The sequence below is a fragment of the Mesorhizobium humile genome, from assembly GCF_033977215.1.
Lineage (GTDB): Bacteria > Pseudomonadota > Alphaproteobacteria > Rhizobiales > Rhizobiaceae > Mesorhizobium > Mesorhizobium humile.
In genome coordinates, this window is record NZ_JAVIIV010000003.1 from 82,908 (window position 1) to 95,526 (window position 12,619).

General features: G+C 64.5%; 13 protein-coding genes. 7 read left to right on the forward strand and 6 right to left on the reverse strand.

All coding sequences use genetic code 11. The features are described from left to right. The 6 genes from RFM52_RS05800 to RFM52_RS05825 all read left to right on the forward strand — a co-directional run bounded on the left by RFM52_RS05800 (nt 1) and on the right by RFM52_RS05825 (nt 6,219). Nucleotides 1-1,365 (forward strand): dicarboxylate/amino acid:cation symporter, encoded by a 1,365-nt coding sequence (locus tag RFM52_RS05800; RefSeq protein ID WP_320294555.1) that lies wholly within the window; start codon nt 1-3, stop codon nt 1,363-1,365. Beyond that, entirely contained in the window at nt 1,362-2,159 is a 798-nt protein-coding gene (gene cuyB / locus RFM52_RS05805) for a cysteate racemase (protein ID WP_320294556.1), read from the forward strand. Before RFM52_RS05800 ends, cuyB begins: the two co-directional genes overlap by 4 nt. Nucleotides 2,160-2,368: 209 nt before the next feature. Further along, on the forward strand, nt 2,369-3,220 hold the full coding sequence (locus RFM52_RS05810) for a MetQ/NlpA family ABC transporter substrate-binding protein (RefSeq protein ID WP_320294557.1): 852 nt from the start codon (nt 2,369-2,371) through the stop codon (nt 3,218-3,220). 80 nt (nt 3,221-3,300) lie between these two features. After that, nucleotides 3,301-4,392, forward strand: coding sequence for a methionine ABC transporter ATP-binding protein (locus tag RFM52_RS05815; protein WP_320294558.1), 1,092 nt, complete (start codon nt 3,301-3,303; stop codon nt 4,390-4,392). Further along, nucleotides 4,373-5,029 (forward strand): methionine ABC transporter permease, encoded by a 657-nt coding sequence (locus RFM52_RS05820; RefSeq protein WP_320294559.1) that lies wholly within the window; start codon nt 4,373-4,375, stop codon nt 5,027-5,029. The genes RFM52_RS05815 and RFM52_RS05820 overlap by 20 nt, the downstream gene beginning before the upstream one ends. 170 nt (nt 5,030-5,199) lie before the next feature. Then, complete coding sequence (locus tag RFM52_RS05825; RefSeq protein ID WP_320294560.1) at nt 5,200-6,219, forward strand: isopenicillin N synthase family dioxygenase; 1,020 nt, start codon at nt 5,200-5,202, stop codon at nt 6,217-6,219. 221 nt (nt 6,220-6,440) lie between these two features. Here RFM52_RS05825 and hpaH read toward each other — a convergent pair whose 3' ends face one another. The 5 genes from hpaH to RFM52_RS05850 all read right to left on the reverse strand — a co-directional run bounded on the left by hpaH (nt 6,441) and on the right by RFM52_RS05850 (nt 11,278). Next, complete coding sequence (gene hpaH / locus RFM52_RS05830; RefSeq protein WP_320294561.1) at nt 6,441-7,244, reverse strand: 2-oxo-hept-4-ene-1,7-dioate hydratase; 804 nt, start codon at nt 7,242-7,244, stop codon at nt 6,441-6,443. Further along, on the reverse strand, nt 7,241-8,116 hold the full coding sequence (locus RFM52_RS05835; protein ID WP_320294562.1) for a fumarylacetoacetate hydrolase family protein: 876 nt from the start codon (nt 8,114-8,116) through the stop codon (nt 7,241-7,243). Before RFM52_RS05835 ends, hpaH begins: the two co-directional genes overlap by 4 nt. A 244-nt stretch (nt 8,117-8,360) precedes the next feature. Continuing rightward, nucleotides 8,361-9,341 carry a 3,4-dihydroxyphenylacetate 2,3-dioxygenase gene (hpaD, locus tag RFM52_RS05840; protein ID WP_320294563.1) on the reverse strand — a complete coding sequence of 327 codons (981 nt, stop codon included), beginning with the start codon at nt 9,339-9,341 and terminating at the stop codon, nt 8,361-8,363. A 12-nt stretch (nt 9,342-9,353) separates the two neighbouring features. Next, nucleotides 9,354-10,871: a 5-carboxymethyl-2-hydroxymuconate semialdehyde dehydrogenase gene (hpaE, locus tag RFM52_RS05845; RefSeq protein ID WP_320294564.1), complete on the reverse strand. Its 1,518-nt coding sequence runs from the start codon at nt 10,869-10,871 to the stop codon at nt 9,354-9,356. A gap of 20 nt (nt 10,872-10,891) precedes the next feature. After that, entirely contained in the window at nt 10,892-11,278 is a 387-nt protein-coding gene (locus RFM52_RS05850) for a 5-carboxymethyl-2-hydroxymuconate Delta-isomerase (protein WP_320294565.1), read from the reverse strand. A 221-nt stretch (nt 11,279-11,499) separates the two neighbouring features. Here RFM52_RS05850 and hpaR point away from each other — a divergent pair, with 221 nt between their 5' ends. Further along, a complete protein-coding gene (gene hpaR, locus RFM52_RS05855) occupies nt 11,500-11,904 on the forward strand; it encodes a homoprotocatechuate degradation operon regulator HpaR (protein WP_320294566.1) in 405 nt (134 codons plus the stop codon). A gap of 183 nt (nt 11,905-12,087) precedes the next feature. Here hpaR and RFM52_RS05860 read toward each other — a convergent pair whose 3' ends face one another. Then, the gene (locus RFM52_RS05860) at nt 12,088-12,597 is read right to left on the reverse strand and encodes a flavin reductase (RefSeq protein ID WP_320294567.1); all 510 of its coding nucleotides are present in this window, start codon (nt 12,595-12,597) and stop codon (nt 12,088-12,090) included. Nucleotides 12,598-12,619 lie beyond the last annotated feature (22 nt).

Below are 12,619 nucleotides of genomic sequence, written 5' to 3' on the forward strand. Positions count from 1 at the left end.
ATGGCTGTCTCGGACGTAGCTGCACCCATGGCTTTCGACTGGCGCCTGGCGGCAAAGCGCATCCTGCGCTCGCCGCTGACGACGACGATCATGATCCTGGCCGGGATCCTGTGCGGCCTCTATTACCCGGCCTTCGCCCACGCGGTCAGTCCTGTCGCGCAGGTCTACCTGAATTTCCTCAAGATGGTCGTCCTGCCCTATCTGGTGTCGTCCGTCATCTTCTCCATCACCGCGATGGTCCAGGACCCGAAATCGGTCCGCTACCTCGGCAAGGTGGGCATCGCCGTGCTGGTCGTATCGTTCCTCGCCGTAATGGTGAGCGGCACCTATTCGCTGATCCTCAAGCCCGGCCAGATCGAGAACCCGCAGTCGCGCATCGAGCTCGGCGAGTTCATCAATTCCCAAGGCAGCGTCTCCACCGATCTCGCATTCCCGTTCCAGCCGCCACCGCCGACCGGCGATCCGAACGGCGGGCATTCGATCTTCATGGATCTGGTGCCGAACAACGTCTTCAACGCGCTGGCCTCGGGCCAGACCATCCAGGTCCTGTTGTTCTGCCTGCTCTTCGGTCTGGCGATGGGCAAGATCCCGCAGCCCTCGTCGCTCAGCCTGTCGCAGGCGCTCAACGCGGTGTACCGGGCCTGTACGGTGCTGACCAACTGGTTCGTCTGGGGACTGCCCTTCGCGACCTTCATCCTGATCGCCGACCAGACCGCGTCGACGGGTACCAAGCCGCTGATGCTGATGGGCGGCTATCTGCTGGTGATGGGTCTTTCCTGCCTGACATTCCTCGCCGGCGCGTTTGCAATTATCGCCATCAGGTCGCGGCGAAGCTACTGGGCCACGATCAAGACCTGCCAGCCGCTCCTGATGGTGGCCATCACCACCCGTTCCTCGGTCGCCTCGCTTCCCTGGGTCATCAACTTGTTGAGCGAGCGCCTGCGCTTCAACCTGGTGGTCGTCGAACTGCTCGTGCCGCTGCAGGCCGCACTGCTGCGAACGGGTCCGGCGCTGGTCTACACTTCGGGCGCCCTGTTCATCGCCCAGCTCTACGGCCATCAGCTGGCGATCCCGGACCTCTTGCTCGTGGGCATCGTCTCGGCGCTTCTGGCGCTGACGACCGGCGGCATGGGCAGCCTGCTCATCCTGTCGCAGATGTCCATCGTCTGCGGCTACCTGAAGCTCCCCTTCGAGGCGGCGTTTGCCCTTTTCGTCGCGGTGGATGCGGCCGTGGATACGTTCATGACGCTATCCAGCGTCTGCACCGTGGCGGCGAGCACGGCAATGATCGCGCCCAGTCACAGGGAGACGGCGCAGTCCGATGAAATCGTCGCGGGCGAGCTCGAAGCCGAGCCCGTTCGATGATCGACGACAGCATCCGTCCCCAGCTCGGCATCATCGGCGGTCTTGGGCCGCTGGCATCGGCCGACTTCTACTTCAAGCTGACCCGGATGACCGACGCGCTCCGCGACAACGAGCATGTGCCTGTGGTCATCCTCAGCGTGCCGCAATTGCCCGACAGGACCGAGGCGATCCTAGCCGGCCATGACGGGCCGCTGGCGCCGCTGACGGCTGCGGTCTCGACGCTCAACGCGCTCGGCGTCGCCTGTATCGCGATGCCCTGCAACACCGCCCATCATTGGTACGATAAGCTGGCGGCGAACTCGCAGGCCGAGATCATCCACATCGGCGACGCGGTGGTGGCAGAAATCCGCCGTGGCCTGGAGCGCGGCAGGGTCGCGAATCTCGCAACCCGGGGCACGCTGGCCTCCGGCTTCTACCAGGACAGGATTTCGGCGGCGGGTTTCGACCTCTGCCTTCCGCAGGACAGGGAATTTCAAGAGCGGGTCGACAACGCAATTGCGCTCGTCAAGGCCGGCTCGATCGGAGAAGCCGCGGCCGAGACCGAGCAGGCGCTTCACCTCGCGCAACTGGCTGGCGCCGATGCAGCGCTTCTCGGCTGCACCGAACTGTCGGTGGTGGCGGCCAGCCTCGGCGACACGAACGGATTGATCGTCATCGACAGCAACGCGGCCCTGGCGCGGGCAAGCCTGACGCGATTGGGCTTCAGCGTTCAGGAAGCCCGGGGCCTGCCGACGGTGCCTCGCTTGCGGGGGAATGGCCGGTCGACCTGGCGCGCCGCGCAGCGGGCCTCCTAGGCGTTTACCGCTTCGACCTGCGCCGGGTCAAAATCGGCTTGCCAACAACCGGTGTTCTCCAAGTCACAAAATCTTTGAGAGAATATTTTCCGCACTCCCTTCGAGAGGAAAAGCGCTTCTTTGCCCAATGAGGCAGCATTGATGATCCTGAGATCAAGGCTTCGCATCCCGCCGGGCCGAAATGATTTCAGGATCGCAAGGAACGCATCATGGCCGAACGCGGCAACGCTTCAAATTCTCTCGTTACGTCAATCACCCGGCGCGCCGGACTTGCCGCGCTTTTCGCCACGACACTGGCCGTTGTCGGCTTCGCCGGACCGTCGCCATCCTTCGCCGAGGACAAGAAGGCGATCAAGGTCGGCATCATCAGCGGCGAGGATGAGGATGTCTGGCGCGTCGTCACCGCCGAGGCGGCCAAGAAAGGGCTGACGATCGAGACCGTCGTCTTCAACGACTACACCCAGCCCAACGAGGCATTGGAACGCGGCGAGATCGACGCCAACGCCTTCCAGCACAAGCCCTATCTGGACAATCAGATCAAGACGCAAGGCTACCACATCGTACCGGTCGGCTATACCGGCGTCTGGCCGATCGGGCTCTATTCGAAGAAGCACACCAAGGTCGCCGATCTGCCTGAAGGTGCCGTCATCGGCCTGCCCAACGATCCCTCCAACGAAGGCCGCGCGCTGCACGTCCTGGAGCATGAGGGGCTGATCAAGCTCAAGGAGGGCACTGGCATCCTGGCGACGACCGCCGACATTGCCGACAACCCCAAGAAGCTCGAGATCAAGGAGCTCGACGCCGGCATCGTCGGCCGCTCTGTCGACGATCTCGACGCCGCGGTCGTCAACACCGACTGGGCGCTGAAGAGCGGCCTCGGCCCTGGAAACCGCATCGCGCAGGAGCCGGTGGCCGACAATCCGTACCGCAACTTCATCGCGGTGAAGGCCGGAACCGAGAACGAGCCCTGGGTGAAGACGCTGGTCGCCTCCTACCAGAACGAGGCGGTCAAGGCCGAGTTCGACAAGGTCTACAAGGGCACCGGGATCAGCGCCTATTGACCGAGGCCTGGTTGTCGGGAACAGGCGGTCCGCTTTTGAGCGGGCCGCCATCGTATTTTCGCACTGAAACGGAAATAGAGATGAACCAGCATGTCACGGCCGGACTCGCCGATACGGTCCACGTCCAGCCGGTCGGGCAGGAAGACGTTGTCCGCCTCGTCGGCCTGAAGCGTCGCTTCGGCGCGACAGCCGCCCTCGACGGCGTTTCGCTCACGGTGCGCAAGGGCGAGATCCTCGGCATTATCGGCCGCAGCGGCGCCGGCAAGTCAACGCTGATCCGCTGCCTGAACGGCCTGGAACGACCCGATTCCGGCGAGGTCTTCATCGAAGGCCGCGAGATCGGCCGTCTGGGCGAGCGCGAGCTGCAGCCGCTGCGCCGCCGTATCGGCATGGTCTTCCAGCACTTCAACCTTCTGTCGGCGAAGACCGTCGAGGACAATGTCGCGCTGCCGCTCAAGATCGAAGGGCGGCCGCGCGCCGAGCGCATGGCGCGTGCGGCCGAGCTTCTGCAACTCGTCGGCTTGTCTGAGAAGGCCAGCGCCTACCCCGCATCGCTCTCGGGCGGCCAGAAACAGCGCGTCGGCATCGCCAGGGCTTTGGCCGCGCGACCGGCGCTGCTTTTATCCGACGAAGCGACCTCGGCCCTCGATCCGGAGACGACGCGCTCGATCCTCGCTCTGCTGAAAGACATCAATGCGAGACTCGGGCTCACCATCCTGCTGATCACGCATGAGATGGAGGTGATCCGTTCGATTGCCGATCGCATCGCGGTGATCGATGCCGGCCGGATCGTCGAGGAGGGCGCCGTGTGGCAGGTCTTTGCCGATCCGAAATCCGAGATCACACGCAGCCTGCTCGGCGGCATCCGGCCGCAATTGCCGCCGGAGATCGCTGCTCGGCTCGTCGCGGGCGAAGGCGTGGAAACGATCCTCAGGATCGACGTCGCCGGCGAGGCGGCGCGTCGCCCGTTGTTGTCTGAGCTGAGCGCCGGCGTGCCCGGACCGTTCCGCCTTGTGCACGGCGGCATCGACCACGTGCAGCGCCAGCCTGTCGGCACGCTGTTCCTGTCCATTCCCGGAGCCGATGCCGCGCATCTGGCGGCGGTTGTCGCATTCCTGAAAGACCGCGGCGCGCGGGTGGAGGTGCTTGGCCATGTCGCCGGTCCTGTTTGAACTCCTCATCCGCTCGATCTGGGAAACGGTGCTGATGACCGGAGCGTCCGGTCTCATCTCGCTGGTCTTCGGCCTGCCGCTCGGCCTTGCGCTGGTCGCCACCGACCGCGGCGGTATTGCCGAGAGCCTTTGGGTCAACCGCATTCTCGGCGCCATCATCAACGGCTTCCGCTCGGTGCCTTTCATCATCCTTCTGGTGGCGCTGATCCCGGTGACGCGGCTGATCGTCGGCACCTCGATCGGTACCTGGGCAGCGATCGTACCGCTGTCGATCGCGGCGACGCCCTACTATGCCCGCATTGCCGAAGTGTCGCTGCGCGAGGTCGATCACGGGCTGATCGAGGCGGCGCGCGCCATGGGCGGCAATCGCTGGACGATCATTCGCGAGGTGCTGGTGCCGGAAGCGCTGGCGGGCATCGTCGCCGGCTTCACGGTGACGCTGGTGACGCTCGTCGGCGCTTCGGCCATGGCTGGCGCCATCGGCGCCGGCGGTCTCGGCGATCTCGCCATTCGCTACGGCTATCAGCGCTTCGAGACCAGCGTGATGGTCGCCGTGGTTGTCGTGCTTATCGTGCTGGTCTGCGGCATCCAGTGCATCGGCGACCGGCTGGTCGCGCGGCTGGACCGTCGCGGATAGGGGCGGGCACCGGACGCGAACGCAATTTGCCGCAAATGCCGGGAATTGAGCGCCGGCTTGCGCCGTTTGCAATGAGATTGGTCGGTGTGTTTCTTCACCGGCAATGGCGCCCATGTCATCGTGCGGGCGGGGAGCTAAAACAAAGAGTTACCGCCGAGAGGAGCCTGTCCATGCCCAGAATAATTCCGGTGCTCGATCTCGATCGCTTGGAGCAGGGTCCGTCGGAACTTCGAACTTTCCTGTTCGACCTGCGCACAGCAGCCCGCGACGTCGGCTTCTTCTATCTGAGCGGTCACGGCATCACCCAGCCGGAAATCGATGCCGTGCTCGGCGCGGCGCGCCGCTTCTTCGCCTTGCCGGAACCCGACAAGCTCGGCATCGAAATGGTGAAGTCGCCGCAGTTTCGAGGCTATACGCGCGCCGGCGGCGAGCTGACCAGGGGCAAGGCCGACTGGCGTGAGCAGCTCGACATCGGCGTCGAGCGCGCGACCATTGCGCAAGGGCCGGGCGTTCCCGCCTGGACGCGGCTGCAGGGCCCGAACCAGTGGCCCACAGCACTTCCCGAGCTCAAGCCCGCGCTGCTTGCCTGGCAGGCCAAGGCGACTGACGTGGCGATCCGGCTGCTCAAGGCTTTCGCGCTGTCGCTCGACCAGCCGGAGGACGCTTTCGATCCGATCTATCGCGGCGAGCCGAACCATCGCATGAAGATCGTGCGCTATCCCGGCCGCGACGCCACCGGCGACGACCAGGGCGTCGGCGCGCACAAGGATGGCGGTTTTCTGACCCTCCTGCTGCAGGACGAGAACAAGGGCCTGCAGGTCGAATATGACGGCAGTTGGGTCGATGTCGACCCGATCCCGCGAACGCTCGTGGTCAACATCGGCGAGCTGCTCGAACTCGCCTCGAACGGCTATCTCAGGGCTACCGTGCACCGCGTCGTCACGCCGCCGGCCGGCGTCGAACGGATTTCGGTTCCGTTCTTCTTCAGCGCACGTCTCGACGCGACGATCCCGCTGCTCGACCTGCCGGAGGAACTCGCTGCCGAAGCGCGCGGCCCGGCCAGCGACCCTGACAATCCGCTCTTCCGCAATGTCGGAACCAATGTGCTGAAAAGCCGGCTGAGGTCGCATCCCGACGTGGCCCGGCGGCATTATGCCGACCTTCTGGAAAAAGCATCGGCCGCCGGCTGACGATTCGTCGTGATTGAGTGAGAATTTTTCGCGACTTCGATCTTTTTTGGAATTTCGTTCGTGGAAAATCCTCCGTTCAGACCCCAAATGCACATCATCGCTCGGTGTTTTCCTCCCATTGCGCCGGGCGATGTTCCCCTCTGAAGGTTATGACCTTCATGCTTGGCCGGGCCGCTTTCGCGCCCGGCCTTTTTCTTTTCAGATGCCGAGAAATGCGCCGATCAGGCGAAGGCGATGCGGATCTCACCAAACGAGCCGAAATCCGAAACGATCCGGTCGCCATGCCGGCATTCGACCGACCGGATGAAGGAGCCCGACAGCACGACCTGTCCGGCCTCGATCTGCATGCCGTATTGATGCAGCCGGCTGGCGAGCCAGACGATGCCTTTCGCCGGATGATCGAGCACGCCGGCGCCGAGCCCGGTCTCCTCGACTTCGCCGTTGCGCGACACGATGGCGCCGATCCAGCGCAGATCAGCCTCGAGTGGACCCGCCTTGCGGCCACCGACGACGATGCCGGCATTGGCGGCATTGTCCGAGATCGTGTCGAAGAAGGTGCGGATCTTGCCGGTCTCCTTGTTCATCCGCTCGATACGGGTGTCGAGGATTTCAAGCGCCGGCGTGATGTGGTCGGTGGCGTCGAGCACGTCGTCGATCGAAATGTCCGGGCCGGCTAAAGGCGCCTTCATGACGAAGGCGATCTCGGCCTCGATGCGCGGCTGGATGAAACGATCGGCCGGCACGATGCCGCCGTCTTCGAAGAACATGTCGTCGAACAGGATGCCGGAATCCGGGATGTCGATGCTGAGCGCCGACTGCATCGCTTTCGAGGTCAGGCCGATCTTCCAGCCCTTGATCGTCAGTCCCGATGCGGCCTTGCGCTTCACCAGCGCCGCCTGCACGCGGTAGGCGTCGTCCATCGTCGCTTGCGGAAAGTCGAGGCTGAGCAGCCTGATCTGGCGGCGGTCGCGCTCGGCTTCGAACAGCCGCTGCGCGGCGTCCTCGACTTCCATCTCCGTCATCATTGGCCGGCTCCTTCGTCGACCACGCCGTTTCGGAGCAGGCCGATGCCGTCGGCCTCGACCTCGATCACATCGCCCGGCTTCAGCCAGATCGGCGGGTCGAATCGGGCGCCTGCGCCCGTCGGCGTGCCGGTGACGATGACGTCGCCCGGCACCAGCGTGGTGAAGGTCGAGATGTAGTTGATGATCTTGCGGAAGGAAAAGATCATGCGGCTCGTGCGGTCCTGCTGGCGGACCTCGCCATTGACGCGCGTGGTCAGCGAAATATCGGCGATCTGCGCCTCGTCGGTGAACGGCACCAGCCACGGCCCGATGGAGCCTGTGCGGTCGAAATTCTTGCCCTGCGTGACGTTGAACTTGGCGTGGCGCACCCAGTCGCGGATCGTGCCTTCGTTGCACAGCGACAGCGCCGCGATATGGCCAAGCGCATCGGCCTCGGCGATGCGTCGCCCGCTCTTGCCGATGACGATGACGACCTCGCCCTCATAGTCGAGCTGGGTCGATTCCGGCGGCCGCACCAGCGGCGCGCCATGGCCGACAAAGGAGCGTGGGAAGCGGATGAACAGCGACGGGTTCGAAGGCGCCGCCTGCCCGTCCTTGTACTCCTCGTTGCGATCCGGATAGTTGACGCCGACGCAGATGATCTTTTCCGGCGAGGGGATCGGTATTTCGTAGGCGATGTCCTCGATCCGGAAATCGGCCGCGAGGCGGTCGGCCTCCTCGGCTAGTTTCACCAGCGCGCCGGCCTCGATCGCCTCGCGCAGCGTCGGCCATTCCGCGTGCCGCGCCGACAAATCGACGACGCCCTTGTCGGTGATCGCGCCGTAGCGCGTCTTGCCGCCGACGGTGAAGGTGGCGAGGCGTCCCGCGCTCATGCTGATGCTCCACGGTGGATTCTATCGGCCAACCGGAAGCGTCGAGTTCTACGGCGCCCCCCTCTGTCCTGCCGGACATCTCCCCCTCTAGGGGGGAGATTGGCAGAATTCGCGGCCGGCGCTTTTCTTGCGGTGTTGAAAATTGGCGAAGTCGAAGATGACATCCAATCTCCCCCCTTGAGGGGGAGATGTCCGGCAGGACAGAGGGGGGCGCGGCAGAACGCGAACATCTCCCAATAGCCCATCAAGGCGCCACGATCGGCGAGGCCGCGAGATCGGACTTGCGCGGTTCCACACCCGCAAACACGCTGCCTTCCTCGAACCAGCTTCGCGGCGCCGGCGCGCCCCACAATGTCTGGCGCTGCGGGTCCTTGAGATCCCACTTGATCGGCTCGAGATCCGGATCGACCGTCTGGTAGTCCGAGCAGTAGATCTCGATGCGATGGTTGTCGGGGTCGCGGATGTAGAGGAAGAAGGCGTTGGAGATGCCATGCCGCCCCGGGCCGCGCTCGATGTTGCCGACATAGCCGGTGGTCGCCATCAGGTCGAGCAGGTCGATGATGTTGAGCGGGGTCGGCACCCAGAAGGCGACATGGTGCAGTCGCGGGCCGAGGCCGTTGGTGAAGGCGATGTCGTGCACGCCGCCCTTGCGGTGCGTCCAGGCCGCCCACAGCTTACCGGTCTCTTCGTCCTGCGTGTATTCGGTCACGCGGAAGCCGAGCTCGTTGTAGAAGGACACCGATTCATCGACATTCGGCGAGAAGCAGTTGAAGTGGTCGATGCGCAGCGGCTTCACGCCCTTATAGAGCGCGTATTTCTGGTGGATCGGCGGCAGCCGCTCCATCTTCGAATAGAATTCGAGCGGGATGCCATGCGGATCGCGGGTGCGGAAGGTGCGTGACTGATAAGGCCGCTCGACCCATTCCACCGGCAGGCCTTTTCCCTTGAAGAAGTGCTCGGCCTTGTCGAGGTCCTCGTCGGAGAACACCTTGAAGCCGAGTTCGCGCGCTTCCGGCGTCGTCGCCTTGCGCAGCACGATGCAGTGGTGGCCGCGCTCTTCCATGGCGCGCAGATAGATCGCGCCGCTGGTCTCGTCGGTTACCTGCAGGCCGAGCGTGTCGACATAGAAGGCACGTGACTTGGCAAGGTCGGTGACGGCGAGCTCGACATGGGAGAGCCGCACGATGTTGAAGGCGGGGTAGAGGTTGGGTTGGGGCAGGGCCATGGTTGTCTCCGGTCAGCCGCCGAGCTTCTGGATCGAATGCGGCGCCGTGGCGAATGCGATGTTCTTGGTTTCCATGTAGAAGTCGAACGACCAGTCGCCGCCGTCGCGGCCGATGCCCGAGCTCTTGACGCCGCCGAACGGCGTCGGCAGGTGCCGGACATTTTCCGAATTCACCCAGATCATGCCTGCATCGAGCGCGTCGGTGAAGCGCAGCGCGCGGGTGACGTCGGAGGTCCATAGATAGCCGGTCAGGCCGTATTGCGTGTCGTTGGCGAGAGCCAGCGCCTCGGCCTCGTCCTTGAACGGGATCGCCGTCAGCACCGGCCCGAAGATTTCCTCCTGGGCGATGCGCATCTTGTTGGTGGCGCCGACGAACAGCGTCGGGCTGACATAGCAGCCGCCGCCCGGACCGGCGAACTTGCCGCCGCCGGCGGCGACGACCGCGCCTTCCGATTTGCCGATCTCGATATAGGAGAGCACCTTTTCCTCATGCACCGGATGGATCAGCGGCCCGACCACTGTGTCGGGATCGAGCGGATGGCCTATCCTGATGCGCCTCGCCTTCTCAGCCACCAGGTCGGTGAACTTGTCGTGGACGGAAGCCTCGACCAGCAGGCGCGAGGACGACGTGCAGCGCTCGCCATTCAGCGAATAGATCATGAAGACGGCGGCATCCGCCGCCCGCTCCAGGTCGGCGTCGGCGAAGACGATGACTGGGTTCTTGCCGCCGAGCTCGAAATGCACGCGCTTCAGCGTCTCCGCCCCTTGCTTCATGATCATCGAGCCGGTGCGGCTTTCGCCGACGAAGCCGATCGCCTTGATGTCGGGGTGTTCGGTCAGCGCCCGGCCGGCATCCTCGCCGAAACCGTTGACGAGATTCCACACGCCCTTGGGCAGGCCCGCCTCCTCGGCGATCTCGACCAGCAGCCGGGCGGTGAGCGGCGACAGCTCGGCCGGCTTGTGCACCACCGTGCAGCCGGCCGCCAAAGCCGGCGCGATCTTCCAGGTCGACAGCATGAAGGGCGTGTTCCACGGCGTGATCACGCCGACCGGGCCGATCGGCGCGCGCGTCGTCATGTTGACCTGGTTCGGCGCGCGGATCGTCCGGCCGTCACGCGCTTCCGGCGCGCGGTCGGCGTAGAAGCGGAAGTTCTCGGCGCCGCGCAGCGCCGCCTTGGCCATGAATTTCAGCGACTGGCCAGTGTCCATGCATTCGACGAAGGCGATCTCTTCCGCCCGCGCCACGATAGCGTCGGCTATTCTGTGCAGCAGCTTCTTGCGCGCGTCGCCGGAAATCGCCGCCCAGTCCTTGAAGGCGGCCTTGGCCGCTTTTGCCGCGCTGTCGATGTCGGCCGCCTTGCCACGCGCAACCTTGGCGATCGGCTTGAGGTCGACGGGCGAAAGCGTCTCGAAGGTCGAGCCGTCCGCGGCAGGCACCGCTTCGCCGCCGATCTGGTTCAGCACGCCGTTTTTCCGGAATCGTTCCAGATAGGCCTCGGCCTTCCGCAGATTGTCGTCCAGTGCCGCCATGATTTCTTTCCCGTTCTAGATCACTTGCCGCGCAGGCGCGGATGGATGGCGTTCTTCTTCCAGCTCAGCTCGGCGTCGATCTCGCGGATCTCCAGCGACAGCGCGAAATGCTGCGTGGCGAACAGCGATGCCAGATGATCGGTCACGGCTGCGAAGATCGCCTCGCCGGCGCTCTTCTTTTCCGCCGCGCTGCGGCCCTTGCCGATGCGGAAATTCATGTCGATGAAGCCGTTTTCCGGAAGCCGGTCTGCGATGGCATAGGCTTCGGCGCGGAAGGCGCGCACCCTGACCGCGCCCGGTTCGAACAGTCCTGTTTCGAGGATGGTGCGCGAGACCAGCGCGCAAAGCTCGCCCATGTCGACCTTCGCGTCGAGATTCGCCGAATATTCGATCGCCATATGGGGCAAGGTTTCCTCCACCTTGTAGTTAACATGTGAATTACATCTTGACGCCGGAATGTCAAGCGTCGTTCTCTCTGTGGATGCAGCTTCCGGGGCGGGATTGCCGCTCCCGGCAAAATCGCGGATATAGCTGCGATCCGGACCTTAATCCTTGTTGCGAGTCGTACTGGACTGGAATTTTCGGAGACCTGATTTTGCTACCGCCCAGCACCCGCCGCTCCTTGCCCATGGCTCTGCTTCGCGCCCGCGAAGTGATCATGGCGCATTTCCGGCCGATGCTCGCCCGCCACGACATCACCGAGCAGCAGTGGCGCGTGCTGCGCGTTCTCGCCGAAGCCGGCCCGCTGGAAGCGACAGAGCTCGCCAACCGCGCCTCGATCCTGCCGCCGAGCCTGACCCGCATCATCAAGGCGTTGGAAGAGCGCGAGTTCATCTCCCGCAACAAGGTCAAGGATGACGGCCGCCGTGCCCTGCTCGCGATCAGCCCCACCGGCGTGGCGCTGATCGAGGAGCTGGCCCCTGAGCGGGTCGCCATCTACGACGCCATTGAAAAGCGCTACGGCGCCGAAGAGCATGAGCGCCTGCTCGACATGCTGGAGAGCCTGATCCAGTCGGAGACGGTGGAGGGGTGACGCCTTTTCCTTCTCCCCTTGTGGGAGAAGGTGGCCGAGCGAAGCTCGGACGGATGAGGGGTGCTCCAGCGGAGTGAGACGCACGAAATCCACCGCAGCCTCATTCCTTCCAACACCCCTCATCCGTCTCGGCGCTACGCGCCGATCCACCTTCTCCCACAAGGGGAGAAGGCGAAGTCGCGCTCACCCTCCAAAGCTCCCCAGCGCGCTCGGCTGCATGTAGTTGCGCCCGACATAGAGCAGCGCCGCCTCGTCGCTGCCGTGGCGGATGTCGACGACGCGGCCGAACATCACATTGTGCGTGCCGACCTTGTTCACCGCGCCGATCTCGCAGTCGAAGCTGACGATGGCGTCAAGCAGCGCCGGCATGCCGGATGGCATCGTCTGCCAGCGCGCGGCTTGATAGCGCTCGGCCATGTCGCGGATCGCGCCGGCGAATTTTGCCGCCAGGTGCATGTGCGACTGGGTCAGCACATTGATGCAGAAGCGCTGGTTGGCGAGGAACATGCCGGTCTGCGCCGAGCGCTCGTTCATGCACACAAGCAGCGTCGGTGGGTCGTCGGAGACGCTGCACATGGCGGTTGCGGTGAAGCCGCCGCGCCCGGCCGGGCCGTCGGTGGTGACGATGTTTACCGGCGCGCAGACCCGCGCCATGGCCTCGCGGAATTCCAGCCTTGCGACTTGTGTTTCCATGGGCGTCTCCATGGCCGGCCTC